This is a genomic window from Roseovarius sp. SCSIO 43702 (assembly GCF_019599045.1).
GTDB lineage: Bacteria > Pseudomonadota > Alphaproteobacteria > Rhodobacterales > Rhodobacteraceae > Roseovarius.
The window spans coordinates 2,662,472-2,688,308 of the sequence record NZ_CP080623.1 but is presented as its reverse complement, the minus strand read 5'-3'; the positions used below and the strand labels follow the sequence as shown (position 1 = coordinate 2,688,308).

At 64.3% G+C, this 25,837-nt stretch carries 29 protein-coding genes, 1 tRNA gene and 1 pseudogene; 25 read left to right on the top strand and 6 right to left on the bottom strand.

Annotated elements, in window-relative coordinates; all coding sequences use genetic code 11:
* Positions 1 to 44: 44 nt before the first annotated feature.
* The 10 genes from K1T73_RS13310 to K1T73_RS13265 all read left to right on the top strand — a co-directional run bounded on the left by K1T73_RS13310 (position 45) and on the right by K1T73_RS13265 (position 8,534).
* Positions 45 to 788, top strand: coding sequence for a 1-(5-phosphoribosyl)-5-[(5-phosphoribosylamino)methylideneamino] imidazole-4-carboxamide isomerase (locus K1T73_RS13310; RefSeq protein ID WP_220601161.1), 744 nt, complete (start codon positions 45 to 47; stop codon positions 786 to 788).
* 115 nt (positions 789 to 903) lie between these two features.
* The gene (gene fabF / locus K1T73_RS13305) at positions 904 to 2,163 is read left to right on the top strand and encodes a beta-ketoacyl-ACP synthase II (RefSeq protein WP_220601160.1); all 1,260 of its coding nucleotides are present in this window, start codon (positions 904 to 906) and stop codon (positions 2,161 to 2,163) included.
* On the top strand, positions 2,163 to 3,317 hold the full coding sequence (gene mltG / locus K1T73_RS13300) for an endolytic transglycosylase MltG (protein ID WP_220601159.1): 1,155 nt from the start codon (positions 2,163 to 2,165) through the stop codon (positions 3,315 to 3,317). Before fabF ends, mltG begins: the two co-directional genes overlap by 1 nt.
* A 93-nt stretch (positions 3,318 to 3,410) precedes the next feature.
* A complete protein-coding gene (locus K1T73_RS13295; protein ID WP_220601158.1) occupies positions 3,411 to 5,207 on the top strand; it encodes an ABC transporter transmembrane domain-containing protein in 1,797 nt (598 codons plus the stop codon).
* Between the two features lie 77 nt (positions 5,208 to 5,284).
* The gene (locus tag K1T73_RS13290) at positions 5,285 to 6,169 is read left to right on the top strand and encodes a carbon-nitrogen hydrolase family protein (protein ID WP_220601157.1); all 885 of its coding nucleotides are present in this window, start codon (positions 5,285 to 5,287) and stop codon (positions 6,167 to 6,169) included.
* 84 nt (positions 6,170 to 6,253) lie between these two features.
* Positions 6,254 to 6,472, top strand: a complete 219-nt coding sequence (gene infA / locus K1T73_RS13285) for a translation initiation factor IF-1 (protein WP_005978431.1) — start codon at positions 6,254 to 6,256, stop codon at positions 6,470 to 6,472.
* An 84-nt stretch (positions 6,473 to 6,556) separates the two neighbouring features.
* Positions 6,557 to 7,162: a nucleoside triphosphate pyrophosphatase gene (locus K1T73_RS13280; RefSeq protein WP_259400256.1), complete on the top strand. Its 606-nt coding sequence runs from the start codon at positions 6,557 to 6,559 to the stop codon at positions 7,160 to 7,162.
* Positions 7,159 to 8,187 (top strand): ribonuclease E/G, encoded by a 1,029-nt coding sequence (locus tag K1T73_RS13275; RefSeq protein WP_220601156.1) that lies wholly within the window; start codon positions 7,159 to 7,161, stop codon positions 8,185 to 8,187. The genes K1T73_RS13280 and K1T73_RS13275 overlap by 4 nt, the downstream gene beginning before the upstream one ends.
* Positions 8,184 to 8,378: a DNA gyrase inhibitor YacG gene (locus tag K1T73_RS13270; RefSeq protein ID WP_220601155.1), complete on the top strand. Its 195-nt coding sequence runs from the start codon at positions 8,184 to 8,186 to the stop codon at positions 8,376 to 8,378. The genes K1T73_RS13275 and K1T73_RS13270 overlap by 4 nt, the downstream gene beginning before the upstream one ends.
* Before the next feature lie 81 nt (positions 8,379 to 8,459).
* Positions 8,460 to 8,534 (top strand) — tRNA-Phe (locus tag K1T73_RS13265).
* A 90-nt stretch (positions 8,535 to 8,624) separates the two neighbouring features.
* On the opposite strand, the gene K1T73_RS18085 is transcribed toward K1T73_RS13265, so the two are convergent.
* Entirely contained in the window at positions 8,625 to 8,834 is a 210-nt protein-coding gene (locus K1T73_RS18085) for a tyrosine-type recombinase/integrase (RefSeq protein ID WP_409077711.1), read from the bottom strand.
* A 350-nt stretch (positions 8,835 to 9,184) separates the two neighbouring features.
* Between K1T73_RS18085 and K1T73_RS13260 the strand changes: the two genes are divergently transcribed.
* From K1T73_RS13260 to K1T73_RS13240, 5 genes are read left to right on the top strand one after another with little or no spacing between them, the layout of a single operon-like run.
* The gene (locus tag K1T73_RS13260; RefSeq protein ID WP_220601154.1) at positions 9,185 to 9,616 is read left to right on the top strand and encodes a DUF2478 domain-containing protein; all 432 of its coding nucleotides are present in this window, start codon (positions 9,185 to 9,187) and stop codon (positions 9,614 to 9,616) included.
* Entirely contained in the window at positions 9,617 to 10,093 is a 477-nt protein-coding gene (locus K1T73_RS13255; protein WP_220601153.1) for a hemerythrin domain-containing protein, read from the top strand.
* A gap of 37 nt (positions 10,094 to 10,130) precedes the next feature.
* A complete protein-coding gene (locus K1T73_RS13250) occupies positions 10,131 to 10,658 on the top strand; it encodes an SCP2 domain-containing protein (protein WP_220601152.1) in 528 nt (175 codons plus the stop codon).
* Complete coding sequence (locus K1T73_RS13245) at positions 10,655 to 11,653, top strand: peptidase U32 family protein (protein WP_220601151.1); 999 nt, start codon at positions 10,655 to 10,657, stop codon at positions 11,651 to 11,653. The genes K1T73_RS13250 and K1T73_RS13245 overlap by 4 nt, the downstream gene beginning before the upstream one ends.
* A gap of 5 nt (positions 11,654 to 11,658) precedes the next feature.
* Positions 11,659 to 12,570 (top strand): U32 family peptidase, encoded by a 912-nt coding sequence (locus tag K1T73_RS13240; protein WP_259400255.1) that lies wholly within the window; start codon positions 11,659 to 11,661, stop codon positions 12,568 to 12,570.
* A 196-nt stretch (positions 12,571 to 12,766) separates the two neighbouring features.
* Here K1T73_RS13240 and K1T73_RS13235 read toward each other — a convergent pair whose 3' ends face one another.
* From K1T73_RS13235 to K1T73_RS13225, 3 genes and pseudogenes are all read right to left on the bottom strand, one after another.
* Positions 12,767 to 13,111, bottom strand: a complete 345-nt coding sequence (locus K1T73_RS13235) for an IS1595 family transposase (protein WP_220601149.1) — start codon at positions 13,109 to 13,111, stop codon at positions 12,767 to 12,769.
* Positions 13,112 to 13,165: 54 nt separating this feature from the next.
* Positions 13,166 to 14,244, bottom strand: a pseudogene (locus tag K1T73_RS13230) (transposase).
* Positions 14,245 to 14,412: 168 nt separating this feature from the next.
* A complete protein-coding gene (locus K1T73_RS13225; RefSeq protein ID WP_220601148.1) occupies positions 14,413 to 14,718 on the bottom strand; it encodes a helix-turn-helix transcriptional regulator in 306 nt (101 codons plus the stop codon).
* Positions 14,719 to 14,815: 97 nt separating this feature from the next.
* On the opposite strand from K1T73_RS13225, the gene K1T73_RS13220 reads away from it, so the two are divergent.
* From K1T73_RS13220 to K1T73_RS17930, 7 genes are all read left to right on the top strand, one after another.
* On the top strand, positions 14,816 to 15,244 hold the full coding sequence (locus tag K1T73_RS13220) for a YeeE/YedE family protein (RefSeq protein WP_220601147.1): 429 nt from the start codon (positions 14,816 to 14,818) through the stop codon (positions 15,242 to 15,244).
* A 10-nt stretch (positions 15,245 to 15,254) separates the two neighbouring features.
* Entirely contained in the window at positions 15,255 to 15,695 is a 441-nt protein-coding gene (locus tag K1T73_RS13215; RefSeq protein ID WP_220601146.1) for a YeeE/YedE family protein, read from the top strand.
* A complete protein-coding gene (locus K1T73_RS13210; protein ID WP_220601145.1) occupies positions 15,692 to 16,609 on the top strand; it encodes an MBL fold metallo-hydrolase in 918 nt (305 codons plus the stop codon). The genes K1T73_RS13215 and K1T73_RS13210 overlap by 4 nt, the downstream gene beginning before the upstream one ends.
* 60 nt (positions 16,610 to 16,669) lie before the next feature.
* On the top strand, positions 16,670 to 18,421 hold the full coding sequence (locus K1T73_RS13205; RefSeq protein ID WP_220603748.1) for a SulP family inorganic anion transporter: 1,752 nt from the start codon (positions 16,670 to 16,672) through the stop codon (positions 18,419 to 18,421).
* Between the two features lie 118 nt (positions 18,422 to 18,539).
* Positions 18,540 to 19,931 carry a rhodanese-like domain-containing protein gene (locus K1T73_RS13200; protein ID WP_220601144.1) on the top strand — a complete coding sequence of 464 codons (1,392 nt, stop codon included), beginning with the start codon at positions 18,540 to 18,542 and terminating at the stop codon, positions 19,929 to 19,931.
* Between the two features lie 10 nt (positions 19,932 to 19,941).
* A complete protein-coding gene (locus tag K1T73_RS17935; RefSeq protein ID WP_259400254.1) occupies positions 19,942 to 20,127 on the top strand; it encodes a hypothetical protein in 186 nt (61 codons plus the stop codon).
* 38 nt (positions 20,128 to 20,165) lie between these two features.
* Positions 20,166 to 20,399, top strand: a complete 234-nt coding sequence (locus K1T73_RS17930; protein ID WP_259400253.1) for a hypothetical protein — start codon at positions 20,166 to 20,168, stop codon at positions 20,397 to 20,399.
* 38 nt (positions 20,400 to 20,437) lie between these two features.
* Here the strand turns inward: K1T73_RS17930 and K1T73_RS13190 are convergent, their stop codons facing one another.
* The gene (locus K1T73_RS13190; RefSeq protein WP_220601143.1) at positions 20,438 to 20,932 is read right to left on the bottom strand and encodes a DUF421 domain-containing protein; all 495 of its coding nucleotides are present in this window, start codon (positions 20,930 to 20,932) and stop codon (positions 20,438 to 20,440) included.
* A gap of 308 nt (positions 20,933 to 21,240) precedes the next feature.
* On the bottom strand, positions 21,241 to 21,423 hold the full coding sequence (locus K1T73_RS13185) for a hypothetical protein (RefSeq protein WP_220601142.1): 183 nt from the start codon (positions 21,421 to 21,423) through the stop codon (positions 21,241 to 21,243).
* 612 nt (positions 21,424 to 22,035) lie between these two features.
* On the opposite strand from K1T73_RS13185, the gene K1T73_RS13180 reads away from it, so the two are divergent.
* The 3 genes from K1T73_RS13180 to K1T73_RS13170 all read left to right on the top strand — a co-directional run bounded on the left by K1T73_RS13180 (position 22,036) and on the right by K1T73_RS13170 (position 25,787).
* Positions 22,036 to 23,547 carry an MATE family efflux transporter gene (locus tag K1T73_RS13180; protein ID WP_220601141.1) on the top strand — a complete coding sequence of 504 codons (1,512 nt, stop codon included), beginning with the start codon at positions 22,036 to 22,038 and terminating at the stop codon, positions 23,545 to 23,547.
* Between the two features lie 257 nt (positions 23,548 to 23,804).
* Entirely contained in the window at positions 23,805 to 24,632 is an 828-nt protein-coding gene (locus K1T73_RS13175; protein WP_220601140.1) for a helix-turn-helix transcriptional regulator, read from the top strand.
* Between the two features lie 207 nt (positions 24,633 to 24,839).
* Entirely contained in the window at positions 24,840 to 25,787 is a 948-nt protein-coding gene (locus tag K1T73_RS13170; RefSeq protein ID WP_220601139.1) for a glycine betaine ABC transporter substrate-binding protein, read from the top strand.
* Positions 25,788 to 25,837: the final 50 nt, after the last annotated feature.

Here is a 25,837-nt window from a genome sequence, read left to right as displayed (position 1 = left end):
TCGGCAGGGCCGGACAGCCGGTTGAGTGAAAAGGGGCCGCAGGAATGATCATCTATCCGACACTGGAGTTGAAACAGGGCAAATGCGTCACGCTGACGCGCGGGCGTCTCGAAGAGGCGGTGCTGTGGCATGTCGATCCGGTCCAGACCGCGCGCAGCTTCGTGGAGGCCGGTGCGGAATGGATGCATATCACCGACATGGACGGTCTCCAGGGTGAGAACGGCAACAACGAGCTCATCGAGGAAATCATCCGCACGGTGGGCATTCCCGTGCAGCTTGGCGGCGGTTTCCGCGCGCGCGACCAGGTCGAGCGCTGGATCGACAAGGGCGCGGGGCGCATCGTGGTGAGCACGATGGCGGCGCACGACCCGGACCTGCTGCGGGAGCTTGCGAAGTATCATCCCGACCAGATGGTCCTTGCGGTGGACATATTCGAAGGCTCGGTCATGACCGAGGGCTGGCGCAGCAAGAGCGCGTTCGACCCGGCCGAGTTCATCAAGGCGTTCGATACGGCGCCGCTCGCGGGAATCATCGTCACGGATATCGACGCCAATATCGGCGACAGCGATGCAAGCCTCGGTCTCATCACGCGCCTCGCGGCGGAAACGCGCCACCCCGTGATCGCGCGGGGGACCATACGGACGGTGGACGACGTGGCCCGGCTACGTTACGTGCCCAACATCTCGGGCGCCCTCATCGGACGTGCTCTCATGGCGCGCGACGTGGACCTGGCCGAGGCGCTGGCGATCGCGCAGCCTTCCTCGGAGCCTACGGCCGAATTCACCTGACGATTTGCATGCCTGCATGACCGGCGGGTTCCCGATCCGCCGGGCCGCCCGGTCTTGCCCATCGGGGGCAAGGCGGGGTAAGAGGCGCAAACGAGTGTGAAAAGAGGGCAACTGCATGCGTCGTGTCGTCGTAACGGGTCTCGGGTTGGTGACGCCGCTCGCGGATGGGGTCGAGAAATCCTGGTCACGTCTGCTGGCGGGCGAATCCGGCGCGGGAACGATCACGCGCTTCGATCCCTCCCGGGTGGCCACGACCTATGCCTGCGAAGTGCCGCTGGGCGACGGCTCGGACGGCACGTTCAACGCCGACGCCTACATGGAGCCGAAGGAGCGCCGCAAGGTCGACGACTTCATCCTCTACGGTATCGCCGCCGCCGACCAGGCCGTGCGCGATGCGGGCTGGATGCCCGAGGACGAGGAGAGCCTTTTGCGCACCGGCGTCATGATCGGGTCGGGCATCGGCGGGCTGCGCTCGATCGAAGAGACGACGCTCCTCATCCACGAGAAGGGGCCGCGCCGCGTGTCGCCCTTCTTCATCCCGGGCGCACTGATCAATCTCATCTCGGGGCAGGTCGGCATCCGCTTCGGCTTCAAGGGGCCGAACCATTCGGTCGTGACCGCCTGCTCTACCGGCGCACATGCCATCGGCGATGCGGCGCGGCTGATCATGTTCGGGGATGCCGACGTGATGGTCGCAGGCGGGGCCGAGGCGGCAATCTGCGAGATCGGAATCGCCGGTTTCAACGCCTGCAAGGCGCTCAGCACCAAGCGTGCCGACGATCCCAAGGCCGCAAGCCGGCCCTATGACGCGGACCGCGACGGTTTCGTGATGGGCGAGGGCGCAGGCATCGTCGTGCTCGAGGAATACGAACACGCCAAGGCACGGGGCGCCAAGATCTATGCCGAGGTACTGGGTTATGGCCTGTCGGGCGACGCCTATCACATCACCGCACCCAGCGAGGACGGCGACGGCGGCTATCGCGCGATGAAGATGGCGCTGGGTCATGCGGGAATCGACCCGTCCGAAGTCGACTACATCAACGCGCATGGCACATCGACCATGGCCGACACGATCGAGTTGAAGGCCGTCGAACGCCTGCTGGGCGATGCCGCCGGCAAGGCCGCGATGAGTTCCACCAAGTCCGCAACGGGCCACCTGCTGGGGGCCGCGGGCGCGATCGAGGCGATCTTTGCCATCCTCGCCGTGCGCGACCAGGTCGTGCCACCCACGATCAATCTCGATAACCCGGCGGTCGAGACGCCGCTCGATCTTGTCCCGAACCAGAAGAAAGAGCGCGAGGTGCGCGTGGCCATGTCGAACAGCTTCGGTTTCGGCGGCACGAACGCGAGCCTCTGTATCGGGACGCCCCGCTGATGTGGCGGCATATTGCCTCGAACGCGCTTACCTTCTTCGTCGTCATCGCCTTTCTGCTCGGGGGCGCGATCATCTGGGGGCAGGCCGAATACACCGCGGAGGGGCCGCTCGACGAACCCGTCTGCCTGCGCGTCAAGAGTGGTGCCAACATGCGCACCGTGTCCCGGGATCTGGCAGAGCAGGGGGCGATCACCTATCCTTCGCTTCTTCGGATCGGGGCGGATTACGCGGACAAGACGCAGGCGCTCAAGGCCGGAAGCTGGCTCATTCCCGAGGGTGCCAGCATGAGCGAGATCGTCGACCTCATCACGCGCGGCGGGGCAAGCACCTGCGGCACCGAGGTGGTCTATCGCATCGGTGTGACCGACGCAGAGGTCGAGGTGCGCGAGCTGGATCCCGCGACGGATCGCTTTGTCGAGAAGGCCGAATTCACCCCCGGCGAGGATGAACCGCCCGCCGAATTCCTCAAGGTCCGTGAGGAGGCCGACACGCGCTACCGCGTAGCCATCGCCGAGGGCGCGACCAGTTGGCAGATCGCGAATGCCCTGAAATCCGTCGATGTGCTCGAGGGCGAGATCGAGGCCATTCCACCCGAGGGAATGCTCGCGCCGCGCAGCTACGAGGTGCGCGAGGGGGACGACCGCGCCGGTTTGCTCAACAAGATGCAGGAGGCACAGGAGGCGATCCTTGCCGCAGCATGGGAGGACCGCGATCCGAACCTGCCGCTCGAGACGCCCGAGGATCTCCTGAAACTGGCCTCGATCGTCGAGAAGGAAACCGGCATCGCAGAGGAACGCGGCCGGGTCGCGAGCGTCTTCGTCAACCGTCTCAACCGCGGCATGCGGCTTCAGACCGACCCGACGGTCATCTACGGCATCACCGAAGGGCAGGGCACGCTGGGCCGGGGCCTGCGCCAGTCGGAGCTTCGCGCCGAGACGCCGTGGAACACCTACGTGATCGACGGGCTTCCGGCGACGCCGATCGCCAACCCCGGAGAGGAAGCGATCAGGGCGGCGGCCAATCCCGACGAGACCGATTTCGTGTTCTTCGTGGCCGATGGCACCGGCGGCCATGCCTTCGCCGAGACGCTGGAAGAGCACAATGAGAACGTCGCGCGCTGGCGTGAGATCGAGGCCGAGCGCGCCAACCAGTGAGGCCGGTCGTCGCGGGCGGGAAGGTTTTCTTCCTAGTTGCTTGACCCCGTCCGGCGATCTCTCCAAGAACGGCCCGAAAAAAAGGAGCTTGTGATGCCACGGCGCGCCGACAGCGATCCGAAACTTGCCGAACGCGAGGGGTCGAAACGGGTCGGGTCGCTCTCGGCTCTCTGGCCGTTCTTGCGTCCCTACAAGCTGCTGCTCGGCGCCGCGATCCTGGCGCTCGTGCTGACGGCCACGATCTCGCTCATCCTGCCGATGGCGGTGCGCCGGGTGGTCGACAATTTCAACGCCGCGAACGGCGAAATCCTCGATCAGTATTTCACCGCCGCGCTTCTTGTCGCGGGGCTGCTCGCGCTCGGGACGGGGCTGCGATACGCACTCGTAACGCGGCTGGGCGAGCGGGTGGTGGCCGATATCCGCAAGGCCGTGTTCGATCGCGTGATCGGAATGAGCCCCGCCTTCTTCGAGCGGATCATGACCGGCGAGGTGCTGAGCCGGATCACGACGGACACGACGCTCATCCTCAGCGTCATCGGCTCCTCGGTGTCGATCGCGCTGCGCAATTTCCTCATCTTCGTGGGGGGGCTGGTGTTGATGGTCTTCACCTCGGCCAAGCTCACCGGACTCGTCCTTCTCATCGTGCCGCTCATCATCGTGCCGATCCTCACGCTCGGCCGGCGCCTGCGGGTGCTGAGCCGCGAGAACCAGGACTGGATCGCGCAGAGTTCCGGCAATGCGTCCGAGGCGCTGCTGAGCGTGCAGACGGTGCAGGCCTTCACCCACGAGACCGCCAGCCGCAAGCTCTTCTCGGTGCTGACGGAGCAGAGTTTCGACGCGGCCCGGCGGCGCATCCTGACGCGGGCGGTGATGACCGTGATCGTGATCTTCCTCGTCTTCGCGGGCGTGGTCAGCGTGCTCTGGATCGGGGCGCGGGACGTGCGCGAAGGCGTGATGAGCGCGGGGATGCTCGTACAGTTCGTCATCTACGCGATCCTCGTGGCGGGATCGGTGGCGGCGCTCTCGGAGATCTGGGGCGAGTTGCAGCGCGCGGCGGGCGCGACCGAGCGGCTGGTCGAGCTGCTGGGCGCCGAGGACGCGGTGCGCGACCCCGCGAAGCCGGAGCCGGTGCCGACCCCGGTGAAGGGCGCGCTCGATTTCGACGATGTGCAGTTCTCCTACCCGGCGCGCCGTGACCTGCCGGCCCTGCGCGACCTGACATTGCATATCGCGCCGGGCGAGACCGTCGCGCTGGTGGGGCCTTCGGGCGCGGGCAAGACGACGATCATCCAGCTCCTGCAGCGGTTCTACGATCCCGACGCGGGCACCGTCTCGCTCGACGGGGTGCCCTTGTCGAAGATGCTCCGCCGGGATTTCCGCGCGCACATGGCGCTGGTCCCGCAGGACCCGGTGATCTTTGCCACCTCGGCGCGCGAGAACATCCGGTTCGGCCGGCTGGACGCGACCGATGACGAGGTCGAGGATGCCGCCCGCGCCGCCGCCGCGCATGACTTCATCAAGGCGCTGCCGGAGGGGTATGACACCTATGTCGGCGAGCGCGGCGTCATGCTCTCGGGCGGACAGAAGCAGCGGATCGCCATCGCCCGCGCGATCCTGCGCGACGCGCCGGTCCTGCTTCTCGACGAGGCGACGAGCGCGCTCGACGCCGAAAGCGAGCAGGCGGTGCAACGGGCGGTCGAGGCGATGGCGCGCACCCGCACGACCGTCATCGTCGCCCACCGCCTTGCCACGGTGAAGAAGGCCGACCGCATCGTCGTGATGGACGAGGGGCGCATCGTGGCCATGGGCACGCATGAAAGCCTCGTGGCCGAGGGGGGGCTCTATGCCCGTCTCGCGCGGCTTCAGTTCACCGACGGCGAACCCGCCTGAGCACGCCCGCCCATTGCGAAGGGCCGGGGCGCGCGTTACCTCTGACCCGCATCCAATTCCGCGAAAGGACGATTCCGATGAAAGTCGCCACCGCCGCCTATCCGCTCGATCCGCTGGACAGCTGGAGCGCCTATGCCGAGAAGCTGACTGACTGGGTCGCGAACGGCGCCGCGACGGGAGCGGAGCTTCTGGTCTTTCCCGAATACGGCGCGATGGAGCTGGCCATGTTGTCGGGACCGGACGTGGCGAACGACCTCGAGCGCTGCCTGCATGCCGTCTCGGACCGGATTCCCGACGCGGATTCGCTTCATTCGGAACTCGCGCGCAAGCATGGTGTCCACATTCTCGCGGGCTCGGCCCCGGTCTTCGATGAAACCTACGGTCCGCGCCCGGTGAACCGCGCGCGCCTGTTCACCCCGACGGGCGCGATGGGGATCCAGGACAAGCAGATCATGACCCGGTTCGAGCGCGACCCCTGGGACGTGGTGCCCGGCGGCCCCTTGCGCCTGTTCGACACCGCGTTGGGCAAGATCGGCGTGCTCATCTGTTATGACAGCGAATATCCCGCGTTCGGGCGGGCACTTCATGACGCCGACATCCTGCTCGTGCCCTCCTGCACCGAGGCGTTGGCGGGGTATTGGCGAGTGCGCATCGGCGCCATGGCGCGCGCACTCGAGCAGCAGTTCGTCTCGGTCATGTCGTCGGTGGTCGGGCCGGCCGAGTGGTGTTACGCGGTCGATCAGAACACCGGCATGGGCGGCATCTTCGGCCCGCCCGATACCGGGTTTCCCCAGACCGGGGTGCTGGCGGAAGGCACGCTCGATACGCCCGGCTGGACCGTGGGCGAGATCGACCTCGCGGCGGTGGAGCATGTGCGCCGCGACGGTATCGTGCTCAACCGGACGCACTGGGACGAGCAGACAGGGCGCGACGCGCGGGTCACACCTGAGGCGCTCAGGTAACAATCCGCTTGAATATGCCGCGAAACCGCACCATTTAAGATGCGTTCCGCAGGATAGGCGGAGCCCCATTAGCAAGGAGACAACATGGCCAAGGAAGATACGCTCGAATTTCCCGGTGTCGTGAAAGAACTCCTGCCCAATGCGACATTCCGGGTCGAGCTTGAGAACGGCCATGAGATCATCGCACATACGGCAGGCAAGATGCGCAAGAATCGCATCCGTGTTCTGGCTGGCGACAAGGTGCAGGTCGAGATGACCCCCTACGACCTCACGAAGGGTCGGATCAACTATCGTTTCAAATAGGGCGGAGCCGGCGCTTCGCCTCGTGCGGCAAGGTGTTTCGCCGCTGGCGGGGTGCGGTCGCACCCCGTAGGCCGAGCGGGTGCAATGATGACAGTTTCCCACGATCCCGCACCCCGCCTGGTTCTCGCCTCGGCGAGCCCGCGACGCCGCGAGCTTCTGGCGCAGATCGGCGTGACGCCGGACGATCTGCGGCCGGCCGATATCGACGAGACCCCCCGCCGCGCCGAGCTTCCGCGCGCCTATTGTCGGCGCATGGCGTCGGAAAAGGCCGCGGCGGTTTCCTGCGGCGCGGGCGAATTGCTTCTCGCGGCCGATACCACCGTGGCGGTGGGGCGCCGCATTTTGGGCAAACCGGCGGACGCGGACGAGGCGCGCGCCTTCCTGCGGATGCTGTCGGGACGCCGTCACCGGGTCATCACCGCCATCGCCCTGCGCCGCGCCTCGCAAAGCTGGGAGCGTGATGTCGTCACTTCCGTGCGGATGAAGCGCCTCTCGGAGACCGAGATCGAGGGCTACGTGGCGACCGGCGACTGGCAGGGCAAGGCCGGAGGGTATGCCATCCAGGGACCGGCCAGCGCCTTCATCCCGTGGATCAGTGGCTCGTTCTCCGCCGTGGTGGGCCTGCCGCTCGCCGAGACGGCCAACCTTCTGATGGCAGCGGGGTATCCCGTCTGGAAAGGAGCCCGATGAGCTCTCACACGATCATTCTGGATCAGCTCGACGGACGCGAGGCGGCGGCGCTGCTGGAGGACGGGCAGCTTGCGGACCTGATCGTCGCGGACGAGACCGTTCCGCCCGTGGGCACCATATACCGCGCCACGATCGACCGGCCGGTGAAGGGGCAGGGGGGCAGCTTTCTGAAGATTCCCGACGGCACCGCGTTCCTGCGCCAGGCCAAGGGGCTGCGGCCCGGCGAGCCGCTTCTCGTGCAGGTGTCCGGCCGGGCCGAGCAGGGGAAGGCCGTGCCCGTGACCTCGAAACTCCTTTTCAAGGGCCGCTACGCGATCGTCACCCCCGACGCGCCGGGCCTCAACATCTCGCGCGCCATCCGCGACGAGGCGCGACGAGACGCGCTCCTGGAGCTTGCTCATGACATGATGGGCGGGCGGCCGATGGGTCTCATCCTGCGTTCCTCCTGTGAGGAAGAGAACGACGACGAGGCCATAGCCGAGGATATCACGGCGATGGCAGACGTGGCCGAGAAGATCACGAATGAGCGTGAAGGCGCGCCCGAAACCCTGCTCGACGGTGATGGACCCCATGCCTTCGCCTGGCGGGAATGGTCGATGCCGGCCACAGTGATCGCCCGGGCCGGGGCGTTCGAGACCGAGGGGGTGCTCGACCTCATCGACGGGCTTCGGACACCGCGGGTCGCACTGGGCCGCGATGGCGCGATGTGGATCGAGCCCACCCGCGCGCTCATCGCCGTGGACGTCAACGCCGGCAGCGACACGTCGCCCGCCGCCGCGCTCAAGGTCAATCTTGCCGCCGCCCGCGATCTGCCCCGGCAATTGCGGCTGCGGGGCCTGGGCGGACAGGTCACGCTCGATCTCGCGCCGATGGCGAAGAAGGACCGGAAACTCTTCGAGAGCACCCTGCGCGCGGCGTTTCGTGCTGACCGCATCGAAACGGCGCTGGTCGGCTGGACGCCGCTTGGGCACTTCGAACTTCAACGAAAGCGCGAACGGATGCCATTGGCGGAGATCCTGACATGAGCTGTCCCATCTGCGGCAAACCCACCGACCGGACGATGCGCCCTTTCTGTTCCCGGCGCTGCGCCCGGATCGATCTCGGCAAATGGCTTTCGGGCGAATACGCCGTTCCCTCGACGGACCCCGAGGACGTCGAGGCCGCTCTCGACGCGACGCTGGAACGCGACACCGATCCCGATGGAAAACCGCATTGAGGTTTTTCGACGAAAACCCTCTGGACACCCCCCCGACGCTGCCCTAGAACGCCTGCACCCGAACGGCCCTCCGTTCCCCGTGCCCGGGTAGCTCAGGGGTAGAGCAGTGGATTGAAAATCCTCGTGTCGGTGGTTCGATTCCGCCCCCGGGCACCATTATAAAAAACCTCAAAGTAAATTCAGATACTTAGACCCCGATTTTGTCCCACTGGTGGACATGTCGGGAAAAGGTGGGACACTTTTGTCTTAGCTTTGTTCTCCTGACAGGCGGCGGAGCGCGCTTTCGGCGCGGATCTTTTGACTCGCCGCTCTGGTGTAGCGCGTCACTTCCTTACTGGTTCGGTGGCCGGTTATCGCCATGATCTCCTGTTCGGTGCATCCCAACTCCGCCAGGCGCGCGGCGGCGGCCTTGCGTAGCCCGTGAACCGAACACTCTTTCAAGCCCGAACCGAACATGCGCCTGGAAGCGCTGATCGAGGCGCAACTGTCAACCCGGCCCCAGTGACGGGTCGGTCGGGCTCGCCCGCCATACGCATCAGAACGCGCACGCCGTGGTCGGTGAAGGAGGTGAGGCGCGAGGTCGCGGTCCCAGTTTGGTAATTGAAATGCGCATTCCGACAGTGATATGCGCATTTCAGATACTAATTCACGACTGCCCGAGCAAGACGCGGCGGCACACCTGACAGAGCGCCTGCGATGATTGACCATCCACAAGCCCACGTCCCGAGCGCGACCGGCGCGCTTGTCGACGTCGAATCTGCCGGAGAACGACGTACTTGCCCGAGGTTCAAAGGCGAGGCACGGCCATGACAACGCTGGCGAGCATGTCCGCGCCGGCGCGCGGGATGACCGATCAGCTGCTGACCGAAACCGTCGCCCCGTTCACCCGCATCACGCAGGACCTGGGCGCCGGTTCCGCGTCTTGCCGGATGGATGCCGGGGCGCTGGAAGACGCCGTCGGACCGGCGTGCGCGCGGCCGGAGGCAGAGGGCGCAGACATCGTCGTTTTGAACAAGTTCGTCCTGAGCGAAGCACAGGGGCGCGGGTTCAGCGCGCTGATCGCCGAAGCGCTCTCGCGGGCAGTGCCGGTCCTGACCGGCCTCTCCGACACCCATCTCGCGGCCTTCGAAGACTTCGCGGAAGGCATGGCCCGCCCGCTGGAGCCCGACGAGACGGCCATCCTCGATTGGTGCCGGTCCGTCATTAACCTCGAAGAGTCCCAAGCAGAGGAGGTCTGAATGCCCGCCGCCGAGACGCCTATCCGGACCGAAGCCTTGATCGACCATATCCGGGTCCGTTTTCACGACACACACCGGCGCGAGCTGCCTGAACTGATCGCACTCGCCCGAAGGGTCGAAAAGGCCCATCCCGAAGACATTGACACGCCGCACGGGCTGACGCAGGCGCTGGAAGCGATGACCACTGAGCTGGAGGCGCACATGCGCGCCGAAGAGGACGGAGTCTTTGCCGCGTTCCGATCCGGAACCGTCCGGGACGCAGTGGTATCGATTCCGGACCTGAACAAGGACCACGACAGTCAGCAGAGCGCGCTGAACCGGATCGCGGCGATCACCCACGGCTTCCGCTTGCCCCGCAATGCCTGTGCAACGTGGCGGCGCCTTTACGCCGGGCTTGGCAAGCTGGCGGAGGATCTCGATGAGCATAGGTATCTGGAGGACGAGGTGCTGTTTCCGCGGCTCGAGGAACAGGCTTGATCGGGACAGTCCCAACCGCGCAACGAAAGGATCGGTAATGAGTATCAGCAGCGAAACGCCCGCCTGGCGCCGACCCGGTGAAGGGGTCGTGGCGCGGCTGTCCTGCCTCGCTGTGCAGCCGATCCTGACGCGGATCGTCCGCCAGATCGCGGTGCGGCATCCCTCGCTCTTTGCGCGGCTCGGGGCGCATCAGGCGACGGACTTCCTGATCGATCCGCAGGAACTGCCGTTCGCGCTGCATCTGCGCCCGGATCCGAACGCCCTGGTCCTGCGCGCCGTGCCGCGCGATGCGGCACCCCGGGCCGGTGCCACGATCCGCGGCCGGTTCCTGCTGCTGCTGGAGCTGATCGACGCCGAACAGGACGGTGATGCGGCCTTCTTCTCGCGCGATCTGGAGGTGAGCGGCGACACCGAGGCGGTCGTGCGGCTGCGCAATGCGCTCGACGACATGGACGGCTCGCTCGCCGAGGAGACGGCGGCGATGTTCGGCCGTCCCGGCCGCGCGATCCTGGCGCGCCTGCGGCGGAGTTACCTTGACGACATGAGAGAACGGGACAACACATGAGCCTTGCCGAACTGATCTGCCCCGCGGGCACGCCGGCCGCGCTGCGCACCGCCGTCGACGCGGGGGCCGACGCGGTCTATTGCGGCTTCCAGGACGCCACCAACGCGCGCAACTTTCCGGGGCTGAACTTCACGCCGGACGAGTTGGCGACCTCGGTCGCCTACGCGCATGAGCGCGGCACCAAGGTGCTGCTGGCGCTCAACACCTATCCCCCCGCAGGCAAGGTGGATCTGTGGCGCCAAGCCGCCGATACCGGGGCAAAGCTGGGCGTTGATGCCTTCATCGTCGCCGACATGGGCGTGGCCGACTACATCGCGCGGACCCATCCGGAAGTCAGGCTGCACCTGTCGGTGCAGGCCGCCGCCTCCAGCCCCGAGGCAATCCGGTATTATTGCGAGAATTTCGGGGTCAAGCGTGTCGTGCTGCCGCGCATCCTGACGATCCCGGAGATCCGCCAGATCCGCAAGGAAATCCCCTGCGAGATCGAGACGTTCATCTTCGGCAACCACGGCCTGATGGTCGAGGGGCGGTGCAGCCTGACCAACTACCTGACCGGGCAATCGACCAACATGGACGGCGTCTGCTCGCCCGCGTCGGACGTGGAATACCGGCGCGGCGATGACGGCTCGATGTCCTCGCAGCTGGCCGGGTTCACCATCGACCGTTTCGGTCCCGAGGAAAAGGCCGGCTACCCGACCATCTGCAAGGGTCGCTACACCGCGCCGAACCGTCCCGAGGGCTATTACGCCTTCGAGGAGCCGATCAGCCTGAACCTCTCGCGCCTCCTGCCCGAGTTGATCGACGCTGGCGTGCATGCCTTCAAGATCGAGGGCCGGCAACGCTCGAAAAGCTATGTGCGGGGGGTGGTGCGCGCCTTCCGCGCGGCGGTGGACGACATCCGCGCGGGGCGCGAGCCGAACATGGCCGACCTGATCGCCCTGACCGAGGGGCAGAAACAGACGCAAGGCGCATTCGAGACCAAGAAATGGCGGTGAACGACATGACGAAACTGACACTCGGCCCGATCGCGTATCACTGGTCCGCCGAAGAGCGCCGCGATTTCTACGCGCGCATCGCCGACGAGGCCCCGGTGGACGAGGTCTATCTGGGCGAGGTGATCTGCTCCAAGCGCGCGCCCTTTCACGAGGCCGACCTGCCCGCCACCATCGACCGGCTGGAGCGGGCGGGCAAGCGGGTGATCCTGTCCACGCTGGCCGAGGTGATGCTGAAGCGCGAGCGCAAGGCGACCGAAGATCTGGCCGCGATGGACGCGCCCGAGATCGAGATCAACAACGCGGCGGGCCTCTTTGCGCGGGGTCGGCAACCACACCGCATCGGCCCCTTCATGAATGCCTACAACGAGGCGACGATCGGATGGATGGCCGCGCAGGGCGCGACCCATGTCTGCCTGCCTTCCGAAATGCCGGCCCCGGCCATTGCTGTGGCAGCGCGCGCGGCCCGCGACCTGGGGCTTGGCGTCGAAGTTCAGGTCTTTGGCCGCGTCTCTCTCGCCGTCTCGGCACGCTGCTACCACGCCCGTGCTCATGGCCGGACCAAGGACAACTGTCAATTCGTCTGCGAGGAGGATCCCGACGGCATGCCTCTACGCACCCGCGATGAACAGCCGATCTTGCGGGTGAACGGCATCCAGACCCAGTCCGAAAGCTACATGGACCTTCTACCGGAAACCTCGCGACTGGTGGCGGATGGTGTCAGCCACCTGCGCCTGATGCCCCAGGCGGTGGACATGGTCTCCGTGGCCCAGGTCTTTCGCGACGCCCTGGACGGGCAAGTACCGCTGCGGGAGGCCGATGCACGCCTCGCGGCGCTGATCGGGGATGCGGGGCTCAGCAATGGCTTCTACCATGGCGAGGCCGGTTATCGCAGGATTGCCATGGCTGCGTCCACCTGAGGCGGAAGGGCGCGGTAGAGGTTACTTCGCACCAGGCAATTATCGGTGACAGGAGATATTCGAACGATCAGTGCGGTCGTTTTTTGGTCGACTGGAGCAAGAGGCGAGCGCATTTTCGGGACACGGCGAACTGGTCGCCTGGACCAAGAAAAATGGCTGTGTCGCGATACCGTGTTGGGAATGTTCCGGCTCCTGATCAGTATGCCTCAAGGATCCTCTTGAAAGCGGCTTCTGGTGTGATCTTGGTGCGGAGCCGGAACCACCTCAGGTAGCGGTAGAGATACTTCGTCGCCGGCCCGCAGAACGGCCTGATGAAGGCGTCGTATCGCGAGTGAAGCGCATTCATATTCTGGATGTGGAATGCCCCGGCGACGACCCGTTGGCCAGACTTGTTCGCGACCTCGTAGTGCGTAAGGCCGTGCTTCTTGCAGAAAGCCCGATAGGACTTGAGGCCGTCGCTGCATAGCACGGCATCATCTGGAACGATCGGCTTCAGCGCGATGTCGATTGTCCGGTTCCGGCCGATTCCGTGGAAAAACAACTGTTCGCGAGCGCAGACTGTTGGCGCTCGTGATTGGCGCAGGCGCCTTGCTTGTTACGCTTTTCGCGTTTGCTGCGGTGCGGGAAAGACCTTGGCCAATTTCCGGAGGCTCTGGGCGGTGGCGGCGAGGAGGAATTCGTCGTTCGCGCCGCATGGGCCGCGCAATCGGAGTCGTCCGAGGCCGAGAATGCGCTTGAGGTGGACGAAGAGCATCTCGATCTTCTTTCGGAGCTTCATCGAGATTTCATATTGCTTGGTTTTGGCGATGTCGCGCGCGATCTGGCGCGCGTCTTCGCGGTGCCATACGCAGTGTCGGCGATCAGGCGTTCGGGATGCAGGTCGAACCTGGTCTTCACCCGATCGAGCATCGTCTCCGTCGAGCCGACCTCGGCCTGCCGGATCGATCTTGTCGCCTCGACATCGACGATGACACCATGATCCGTGTCGATCAGGTAGTTGTCGGAATAGCTGAAGAACGCCGGACCCTTGCGCGCCGCTGTCCACTGGCTGGCGGGGTCGGAATGCGACGTGAACTTGGGCTGCACTTCGCTGGCGGCACCGAACGCGGCCTCATCCAGCGTGTCGAGATACTCGCGAACCGCACGGGGCGCATCGGCCGGGTCGATCCGCGCCGAGTCCCAGTCCTCCTTCGGTGTCGAGTTCTGCTTGTTCGCGTCCGCCTCGATCAGGCTGGCATCGACCGCCATGCGCTGCCCGCTCACGAGCCCTTCCTCGATGCACCGCGCGACGGTCGTCTCGAACAGGTGGCGTAGCAATTCGCTGTCGCGGAACCGGCCGTGTCTGTTCTTCGAAAACGTCGAGTGATCCGGGACCCGGTCACTCAGGTCAAGGCAGCAGAACCAGCGATACGCCAAGTTCAGATGCACCTCTTCGCACAGCCGCCGCTCCGAACGGATGCCGAAGCAATACCCCACCAGCAGCATCCGGATCAGCAGTTCGGGATCGATCGACGGACGACCTGTATGGCTGTAGAAACCGGCAAGATGGGTGCGGATGCTGCTCAGGTCGACAAACCGATCAATGGACCGAAGCAGGTGATCTTGGGGAACATGATCCTCCAGCGAGAACTCGTAGAAGAGTGCGGCCTGCGCTTCCTGTCTCGGTCCCAACATTGCTCAATTCTCCCGCTGGTCAGAAGAATTGCCCATTTTTGCCAACAGCTGACACTCCGAGCTTGGTGAGGTGGGAGGCTTCTCCCGCGATAGGAATAGTGCCCAGCGAGGCAAGCCGTTTATCGACCTTCTTGTTCAAGTTGCCATGGTCGTTTCAGTGGACAGCAATCAGCGTTGACGCGCGCAATACAACCTGTGCAGGGTTTCCAGCACGGCGGCGGCTTCAATTCCTGCCAGCCTATAGTAAATCGTCTGAGCTTCCCGACGACTGTCGACCAGGCCGGCATCTTTCAGTCGCTTGAGTTGTTGCGACATTGTGGGCTGCGCGACACCACAGGCCTGCGCGAGCTGGCCGACCGAGCGCTCGCCCTCCACCAGACGACACAATATCCGCAGGCGAGCCTCAGAGGCCAACATCTTCATCAACTCAGAGGCACTCTTGATGTCGCCTTCGAGCAGGTCTTCACCGGACATTTACATTCTCCGTCTTGAATATTCAAAAGTCGATATATATTCGGTGGTAGGCAACATCAAGCGCGCACGACCCCGCGTGCTGTCACGGAGGCGAGATATGGAGACTACATTCACACCCTGGCTGTCGCTGGGCGGAGGCATGATGATCGGCGCGTCAGCAGTGCTGCTGATGGCCACGAACGGGCGTATTGCCGGTATCAGCGGTTTGACCTCGCGCATCTTCGCGCGAAGCAGCGATGGTGAGGCGCGTGGGGTCTCGGCGCTGTTCGTGCTTGGCCTGCTGCTCGCTGCACCGCTCTGGTTGCTGGTTACGGGCGAGTGGCCACAGCAATGGGTGCCCTCCAACCCGATCCTGATGGCCGTGGCCGGTCTTCTTGTGGGCTTCGGCGCCGTGTTCGGAAGCGGCTGCACGTCCGGCCACGGGGTCTGCGGTATCTCCCGCGGTTCGGCCCGGTCCATCGTCGCGACGATCGTTTTCATGTCAGCGGCGATCGCGACCGTCCTCGTCACCCGCCACCTGATCTGAGGTCTGATTGATGAAACAGATATTCGCACTGCTCTCGGGCCTGATGTTCGGCTCTGGCCTGATCATCTCGGGCATGGCGAACCCGGCAAAAGTGCTGAACTTCCTTGATCTCTTCGGCAGCTGGGACCCCAGCCTCGCCTTCGTAATGGGCGGCGCCATCCTTGTCACGGCGCCGGGTTTCGCCTGGCTCACCCGCTCGCGCAGCCGGCCCTTTTTCGACAGCAAGTTTCGCATCCCGGAGAAAAGCGACCTCGAGCCCAAGCTGATCGCCGGCGCGACCATCTTCGGCATTGGCTGGGGGCTAGGCGGCTTCTGCCCCGGCCCGGCATTGACTGCGCTGCCCATCGCCGCCACGGGCACGCTGGTCTTCGTGCCCTTCATGTTGATCGGCATGTGGGCAGCCCGCCACGTTCCCGACAACCCTCTTGCAACGAGAGGAGCAACGCAATGAGTGACCCATTGAAATCCCGGGTCGTCCGCCATTCGCCTTCGACTGGAAAGGGCAGCCCCGATATCTGGGGGATCTACGAACCTGACACGGGCTCCATCCAGTATATCTGCGCCGATCCGACCACGAAGAAGGCCGCTTTGATCGACGTGGCCTGGAACTTCGACCACCGGAACTATCGTTTCTCGACCGAGAGCATGGACCAAGTGCTCGATCTCGCGCGAGACAATGGGCTCGAGGTGCAGTGGGTTCTCGACACACATCCCCATGCCGACCACGTCATGGCCTCGGCTCATCTGAAGGAGCGCACCGGCGCGCCCAACGCCATCGGTGCGTTGGTTCCCGAGATCGCGAAGATCTGGGCCGACCTCTACAACTTGCCTGAGGCCTTCGATCCGCAGCGTGATTTCGACCGCCTTTTCGAGGAGGGCGAAACGTTCAAGATTGGCGAACTGGAGGTGAAGGTCATGCTGTCGCCAGGTCACACGCTGGGCTCGATCACCTATGTCTGTGGCGACGCGGCCTTTGTGCACGACACGCTGATGCAGCCTGATATCGGCACCTCGCGCTCGGACTTCCCAGGCGGCAAGACGACCGAGCTCTGGGACTCGATCCAGGACATCCTGGGGCTGCCCGGGGACACGCGCCTCTTCGTAGGTCACGATTACGGCGGACCGGACCGCGACGAGCCGATGTGGGAAGCGACGGTTGCAGAGCACAAGGCGAACAACAAGCACGTCAAGGACGGCACGGATCGTGATGATTACATCAAGCGCCGACAGGAGCGCGACGCGACGCTGCCGCTGCCGGACCGCATCCTCGCGGCCCTTCAGGTCAACCTACGAGGCGGCCGGCTGCCGCACACGGAGGATGACGGCAATCACTACCTGAAGCTGCCGGTCAACCGTTTCGACTAAGCTTTTACGGGCGGCCTTCCAGCCGCCCGCATGTCCTTCACCATGACCGGACCCAAGACCATGTCGCTGTCGCGCTACTTCCCGATCCTCGACTGGGGGCGCCGCTATGACCGCACTGCCTTCACCGGTGATGCCGTCGCGGCGGTGATCGTCACGATTATGCTGATCCCACAATCGCTGGCCTACGCCTTGCTGGCAGGGATGCCGCCCGAGGCCGGGATCTACGCGTCGATCGCGCCGATCATTCTCTATGCGATCTTCGGCACGTCGCGGGCGCTGGCGGTCGGGCCGGTGGCGGTGGTTTCTCTGATGACTGCCGCGGCGGTCGGTAACGTCGCCGAAAGCGGAACGGCGGACTATGCTGCCGCGGCGCTGACTCTGGCGGCGCTCTCCGGCGCGATGCTCCTTGCCCTGGGGCTGTTGCGGCTGGGCTTTCTCGCCAATTTCCTGTCGCACCCGGTGATCGCAGGCTTCATCACCGCGAGCGGCATCCTGATCGCGGCCAGCCAGCTGCGCCACATCCTGGGGATCGAGGCCGAGGGTCACACGCTGATCGAGATCCTTGCCAGCCTCTGGGCGCATCTGGGCGACGTAAACGTGATCACCCTCGCGCTTGGTGGTTCGGCCACGGCCTTTCTCTACTGGGTGCGCGGCGGGCTGAAGCCGCTCCTGCGGCGGCTCGGGATTGGCCCGCGGGTGGCCGACATCGGAGCCAAGACAGGGCCGGTTCTGGCCATCGCCGCCACTACGCTTGCGGTCTGGGTCTTCGATCTGGGCGCGCGTGGTGTCGCGATCGTGGGCGAGGTGCCGCAAAGTCTGCCTCCGATGACAATGCCCTCGATTTCGCCGGACTTGATCCGACAACTGGCGGTGCCCGCATTGCTGATCTCGATCATCGGTTTTGTGGAGTCCATTTCTGTCGCGCAGACCTTGGCCGCGAAGAAACGCCAGCGCATCGACCCCGACCAGGAGCTGATCGGGCTTGGTGCCGCCAACATGGGGGCGGCCTTTACCGGCGGTTTTCCGGTGACCGGTGGCTTTTCGCGCTCGGTGGTGAACTACGATGCGGGCGCCGAGACGCCCGCCGCCGGTGCCTTCACGGCGCTCGGCCTCGCGCTGGCGGCGCTGTTCCTGACGCCGCTGATCCACTATCTGCCCAAAGCGACTTTGGCGGCCACGATCATCGTAGCCGTGCTGAGCCTCGTCGACCTGTCGATCCTCAAGCGCGCCTGGGCCTTCAGTCGCGCCGACTTTGCCGCTGTTGTGGTGACGATTCTGCTGACGCTGCTGGCGGGGGTCGAGCTGGGGGTGACGGCGGGGGTCGTCACCTCGATCCTCGTACACCTCTACAAGACATCGCGCCCGCACATGGCCGTGGTGGGCCGTGTGCCGGGCACCGAGCATTTTCGCAACGTGCTGCGCCACAAGGTCGAGACCCAGCCGCATGTCCTGTCATTGCGGGTGGACGAGAGCCTCTATTTTCCGAACGCACGCTATCTTGAGGATCAGGTTGCCGCCTATGCGGCTGAAAAGCCGGAATTGACCGACGTGGTGCTGATGTTCCCCGCCGTGAACGAGGTCGATCTTTCGGCGCTGGAGTCGCTGGAGGTGATCAACAAGCGCCTTTGCGAATCCGGCATCCGCCTGCATCTGAGCGAGGTCAAGGGGCCGGTCATGGACCGCCTGAGGCGCAGCCACCTGCTGGAAGAACTGACGGGGGAGATTTTCCTGAGCCAGCATGAAGCGGTGTGCAGTCTCGGCGAGGAGCGGGATGATGCCGCGTCCGCCGCTTCGCTTCCGAGCAAAAGCTGACCCCGGACCCGCGCCGAGCAGAGGCGCCCCGTGCCGGTGGTTTTCGGGGCCGGCGAATGCCGCCCGGCGCACGGAACTGGTTTGAAGGAGACGAGTTTACCCGACAGGAGGACCAATCATGACCATGCGCTTTGAGCAGATCCTGGCCGATGGCGTCGCCGAATGTTCTTATTTGCTGGGCGACGACGAGACCCACACTTGCGCCGTTGTCGATCCGCGCCCCGACGTGGAGATCTATCTCGAGACCGCCCGGCGCTTCGGCCTTGCGATTACCCATGTCTTTGAAACCCATATCCATGCCGACTTTCTGAGCGGCGCCCGCGAGCTGGTGGATCGGCTTGGCGGGCAGGCCAAACTGTACGTCAGTACCGAGGGCGGCGCTGAATACGACTTTGATCACCAGCCGGTGCGGGATGGTGACGAGTTCACCTTTGGCGGCATTCGGATGAAGGCGTGCTTAACACCCGGCCACACGCCGGAGCATATGTCTTACCTGCTCTACGACGGCGACCAGGACACGCCCTGGGGTGTGCTTTCGGGCGACGCCTTCTTCGTCGACAGTGTCGGCCGGCCCGACCTGCTGGGCGACGACCAGTCCGAGGAATTGGCGGAAAAGCTCTTCCACACGGTTCGCGATGTCTTCATGGCGCTGCCTGATGACGTCATTATCTATCCCTGCCACGGCGCGGGCTCGGCCTGTGGGCCGGACATCGGCGACCGGATGTCCTCGACCATCGGCTACGAACGGCGCTTCAACAGCTATGCCCGGATTGAGGATCTGGAGGACTTCAAGGAAGCGATCCTGGGGGACGCACCGCCGGTTCCCACGCATTATCCGCGGATGAAAAAGGTGAATTCCAAGGGTCCGCAGGTTCTGCGCAACCTGCCCCGGATCGAGCCGATGACCGTGGACCGCTTTGCCGAGGCCGCGGAAAGCGGCGCGCAGCTTCTCGACGTGCGCGACATGATGGACTTCGGCGCAGGGCATGTGCCGGGAAGCCTCAATATCGGCGCTCGGCCGGAGCTGTCGGTTTGGGCTGGCTGGCTGCTGGATCCTGACAGGCCGATACACCTGGTTCTGCACGATGACGGCGATTTACCCGACGTCTTGCGCTTGCTGTGGCGCACCGGTTTCACCGACTTCGGGGGCTACCTTGCCGGCGGCATGGCGGCCTGGCGCGAAACCGGGCGAGAGTTTGCCCAGATCCCGCAGATTTCCGTGCATGAGCTGAACGAGGCGGAGGATTTGCAGCCGCTCGACGTGCGCAAGCCCGACGAGTGGGAGGGCGGGCACGTCCCCGGCGCGCGACATGCCTTCCTTGGCGAACTGCGCGAGAAGATAAACGATCTCGATCGCTCGGCCCCCTATGCCACCTACTGCGCCAGCGGATTTCGCGCCTCGGTCGCCGCAAGCCTGCTGAAAAAGAACGGCTTCGACCGGGTGCGCAACGTACCCGGAAGCTGGAAAGCCTGGCAGGCCGCCAACTATGAAATCGAGGTGCCGAGTTAAGCAGGACATCATGCAAGATACAGTCCAGATCAACGATCACTTCACGATCGCCAAATTCGCGCCTGACGCCGATCAAATCCGGCAGGCCGCGCAGGAAGGCTGCCAGTCTCTCATCAACATGCAAACCGATGACGAGGACAAGAAGCTGAAGATGAAACCCAGGAGGAAGGTCAAAAGGCGCAAGAGGCCGGCCTGACCTTCCTTCACCATCCGGTCGACGGCGAGAAACTCTCGGTGGACCTCGTCGACGACTTCCGCCGAAATGCCACTGAGCTGCCCGCCCTGGCGCTGGTTCACCGCGCCTCCGGCAAGCGGTCCGGCGGGTTCGTGATGATGCACATCGGCTGCGAAAAGGGAATGAGCGGCGCCGAGGTCATCAGGAAGGCCGAAGAGATGGGCTTTGAATGCGACACACCGGAGCTTGAGGAGTTCGTGCGGGGCTATGTGGATAGCCATAACGGAAAATAACCCAGTCGGGTCCGGGGGTAGAATCCTTCCCCCGGCTCTCAGGTGCTGCTCTTCGGTATCACGCTGACCTGCCCATTCCGTTCAAGACGTGCTTCCTCGACCTCCGAAAGGTCCCGCAAGCCATTCAGCCGCAACAGTTCCGAGATGTCGTTCTCGCCGAAATGCGCTTTCCGGAACGCCCCGTGGTTGACGTCTCCATTGTCAACCAGAGTAATGGGACGACCTTTTGCGAGGTGCGATACGGTCTTCGAATGTGGTGCCAGGGCGGTCACGCCAACATAGAGAATGACCAGCAGGCCGGTAGCCGCGAGCGTGGGGAGCAACGGCGCGTTGCCTGTGAGTGCGCGGCTCAGGCTTGATCCCAGAACAACGGTCAGAACAATGTCCTGAGCCGATAGATTCGAGAATGATCGTCGCGGTGCGACCCGGTAAAGCAAGATGGCGTAAAAGAAGATGATTCCGGCGCGGATACTCATCTGCCACCAAGCAATATGCGGCGTGTCCTGACCTATCAAGATATGAAATGTCTCCACGATCGAGCCTCCCTCTGACGTCTAACTGCAAATTGCTACGAGCCAAACGCGGACAAGAGCAACTCCGCAACGATTGCTTTTTCAGGCAAGCGCCACACCGTGTGCGAGCGTCAGGGGACCGTAAGGCGAATGAACGGCGCCAACTGGCTACGTTATCACAGGCCCCTGCTTCTCAGCCGTCACGTCTGGGTCGGATCGCTGCGCATATCGGTCATTCGTGAACAGCGCTGCGAAAGACCGCTTTCCTGAAGGTTTTTCGATGCGGGCCGCAGCGCACCGGTGGCCATCCTGCGGTGGACCCAGAAAGCTCATATCCGCAGCGTGAAGCCGGCCAAACCCCGAATGTTCATATCCTCGATCATCCGGCGGCGCAGCGGTGTTGCTCTCTCCTCTGTCATGGAAGCCACCTGTCTATCGATTGAGAAGGCCCCAATCGTCAGGCAGGTCAGGAAGATCGCAAAGAGCGCATCGTTACGGGCGGTTCGCGCCATCAGTCAAGAACGCCAATGCCGCGGAGCGGCTTAGTCCATCCGCCCTATTTACGATGCCTTTCCCGGCGGCGAAAAGTGCCGAGCACCCGCGGCGAAGGGCGGAAAGCTCCGCGTAGCTGACCAGCGATCCGCTGGATGCCCTGCATGACGACAGACCCTCTCAGCGCCGACGTCATGAAACTGGATGGTGAGGAGGAGGCGCTGGAACAGCGGCAACTTCCAAAATAGCACGCGGAGGCATCCCGCCCGCCGGGGGCGGGGGGAGTGCAGTCTGTAGGCAAGCGCCTGCCGCGGCACTGTGTGCGCCGACGATCCCGCATCGTCACGCCCCTAGGGGCGCCATCCGACGCGGTCCTCTTGTTGGAATTCCCGTTTGCCGTTGTCAGCGTCAGGACATTTCCTCTGTTTCTGAAAACGAGCGCCACCGCGCTCGTGGTCCCCTCGGTGGCCGGGACTTCGAAGCCCGCCGGGCTGACGTCGCACGGAGGGCGCGGCAATCGCCGCGCCCATGGTCTTCGGATATCGATCCGCGGGGCCGGTAGACTGTCGTTGCCGAAAGCTTTCAGAGCAACCGAACCCGTGGGGTTCGATGGGTGAAGCAAGGGGCAGCGCGTGACCGACGCCGGTATTCCCGCCAAGAACCGCCGCGATCTGACCAGAGGGTCGATTGCCCTGACCATGATCCTGTTCGCGCTGCCGACGCTCGGGTCGTCGGCGCTGCAATCGCTGAACGGGTCTATCAATGCCGTGTGGGTAGGGCGCTTCCTGGGGGAGGAGGCGCTGGCCGCAACCGCGAATGGCAATATCCTGATGTTCCTGCTGGTGTCCTTCGTCTTCGGTTTCGGCATGGCGTCCACGATCCTGATCGGTCAGGCGGTGGGTCGGCGTGACGCGGATCTGGCGCGGCGCACCATCGGGACCGCGCTTGGCAGCATCATTCCGCTGAGCATGCTGATCGCCGCCGGCGGCTGGCTGCTTGCGCCCACGTTGCTTGATCTTCTGGGCACACCGGCAAGCGCGGCCGACCTCGCCCTGACCTATCTGCGCATGATCTTCACTGCGATGCCTGCAACGCTGACGTTCACGCTGTTCATGATGGCATTGCGCGGCACCGGCGACTCCATGACGCCGCTGTGGTTCATGGTCGTGTCCGTGGGCATCGACCTGATCCTGACGCCGGTGCTTATCCTCGGTCTCGGCCCGTTTCCGGAATGGGGCATATTCGGATCGGCTTTTGCCACGGCCACCGCCAATACGCTGGCGCTGATCGGAATGGTCGCCACGATCTACCTGCGTGGTTCCGTGCTCGCCTTGCGCGGCCCGGAATTGCGCTATCTGCTGGCGGACCGCACGATCCTGATCTCGATGATATCCAAGGGCCTGCCGATGGGCCTTCAGATGATCGTCATCTCATCGGCGGCGCTCACCATGTTGTCGCTGATCAATCGCGAGGGTGTCCAGACGACGGCGGCCTACGGCGCAACCCAGCAGTTATGGACCTACGTGCAAATGCTCGCCATGGCGCTGAGCGCCGCGGCCAGCGCCATGGCGGCGCAGAACATCGGCGCCGGGAAGTGGGACCGCGTGTCACGGATCACCCGCTGGGGGCTGGTCTTCAACCTCTTGCTCACGGGTACGGTTGTTGCACTGCTCACGGCGTTCGACGAAACCGTTCTGGCTCTTTTCCTCGGCAGCGACAGCGCGGCAGTGCCCATCGGGGCGCGGATCCAGATCCTCGCGACCTGGGGATATCTGTTCTTCGGCGTGGCCCAGGTGCTGTTCGGGACGATGCGCGCGAATGGCTATGTCATCGGGCCGCTCGTGGTGATGGTGATCTCGATGTACCCGGTGCGCCTCGGCTTTGCCTTCGGATTCTATCCGCTGCTGGGCGCGGACGCGCTGTGGCTGGCCTTTCCGGCGGGCATGGTTGCAACGGCGCTGATGGGGGCGGGTCTCTATCTGCATGGGCGCTGGCGCAAGGGCAGGATGCTGCCCGCGGAGGAGGCGGCGCAACGCTCGGAAGGGTATCGTGCGCAGGCCGGCACCTGTGCCTCCTGCAGCGACCTGGCACCGACAACGGCGTGGAAGCCGTCGGAAGAGCCACGCGAACCGCAAGCCGCCTGAGCGGGACTCCCCCTGCGAAACGCATCGCCGATGTGGACAAGCGCTGCATCCTCGACGGCGCCAAACCCATTTCGATTGCCACTTGCCCGATCCCCCTGCAATCCGGCCAAGAGGCCATCCGTCGCCGTGTTTGTCAGGACGCGCCGGGTCGAATACACCGGAGGCCGGGGGTGCGTCCCGTTGTCGTTGCCACGGGATGATGGGCAGCTGGCAACGTGACACCCATCTTCACGCAGCCGAAACGACCGGGTGGATCCATGCCGAGCACGAATTTTCCCAACAACCTGCGGCTTCTTTGCAGCTACGCGAAATCCATTTCCCGCGTTTGCGAGCAGTTGGGCATCAACCGCCAACAGTTCCATCGCTACCTGAACGGCAGCAGCCGGCCTTCACTGGCCAACATGCAGGCGATCTGTGATTACTTCGGTGTGGAAGAGCATGAAATCCTGATGGACCAGAATGCCTTTCGTCAGCTTGTCGCGCTTCGCAAGCCGCAAGGGCCGGAGATCGATCCCTTTGGAGAATACATCTCCAAGCTGCACCGGATCAATCCGTCCGCCTCGCGCGACATGGCCGAGTATATCGGGTATTACAGGTGCTATTATCGGCCGATCGAATTCCCCGGCAAGATACAGTGCTCGCTCATGCGGCTCTTTTCCGAGCGCGGTTTTACCTATCTCAAGAACATCGAGAACTACGCGCTGGCCAAGCGCCGCGCGCGACGGATGCTGAAATATACCGGCGTCGCCTTCCACACCGGCGAGCGGATCTTCGTGCATGAGCGCGAGCAGAAGGCCGGGCAGATGATGTGGACAACCATCCTTTATCCCGCCCGGATGGACCAGGTGGCGGTTCTCACCGGCCTCAGCCTCGGGATCAGCAGCGCCACCAGCCGCGACATCGCCTGCTACCGCGTGGTGTGGGAAGCGTTGGGGCAGGATATCGACCTGCGCGCGACGCTCGGGGCTTGCGGGTTGTTCGACAAGGATGATCCGGTGATCCCGGACGATATCCGGGCCGCCACTGCGAATGTCATTTCCGACGGTGAGGACGGCTTCATCGGGCACCCATGGCAGGACTTCTAGGTAACGGCGAAATCTGTCGCTATATGTGTACTTTTCAGGCGCAAGTAGCGACTTCTGCACATATCGGACTCTCTGCATCATCGCAGGAGTGACACGGGGCGTTCTCATGCCGAACGGGGCTTTCATCTGGCGGGTCGACCTGGACAAGGTCTGATCCCTTCATAGGCACCGGCGAAACGCAGCCCGATATCGACAGGGAGAGAAAAAATGAAACTGCATGCATCCACGGGCCTCGCGCTTGCCGCCATGGCACTGTCCGGCCTGGCCGCACCTGCCTTTGCAGCGGACCGTACCGAGCCGGTCATCGTGCCGCTGGTCAGCGACACGCCCTCGGACGTGATCGCCAGGATCCTCGGGAGCACACTGGCCGAGGCGGGTTATCGCGTCGATTATGTTCAAGCCGATTACACGGCGAGCTTTTCCGGCATCCAGACCGGCGATCTGCATTACACAATCTGCTGGCAGTCGACCTGGGAATTGTGCGAGGACGCGACCGAAGGCGGCAAGGCCGAGAACGTGGGATCGACCGGCATCAGCTCTGCCGAAGGCTGGTGGTACCCGCTGAGCCTGAAGGAGCATTGCCCGGGCTTGCCGGACTGGAAGGCGCTGAAGGAGCCGGCCTGCATCGAGGCGCTCGCCACGGCGGAAACCGCGCCCAAGGCCCGGTTCGTCGAAGGGCCGGCAGACTGGGTGATGCCCGTCTCCGAAATGGCCGCGGCGTTCGACATCGACGTCGAGCCGATCCCCTCGGGCAGCGCGGCCGCCATGGTCGCGACGATTTCCGCCGCCGCCCGGCGCGGCGAGCCGGTGATCGGCTGGGGCTACACACCGCACTGGTATTTCATGAGCGACGAGGGCGAATTCGTTCAGTTCCCCGAATTCGAGGAAGAGTGCTATACCGATCCCGCGTGGGGGACGAACCCCGACGCCACGCATGACTGCGGCGTCAAGACCGGCTCGCTCTGGGTCTATGCGAACTCCGAGTTGCTGGCCGAGGAACCCGAAGCCAAGGCGATCATGGACGCCTTCGAGCTGAGCGACAGCCAGCTTGCCGACGTGTTCCGCAGCATCGACGTGGACGGCACCCCGCTGGAAGACGCCGTCGATACCTGGATGGCCGAGAACGAAGAGGTCTGGTCCGCCTGGATCAACTGACACCCAACGGCGAAAGCCGAAAGCGACGCTGGCCCGGTTGCTCATTGGCA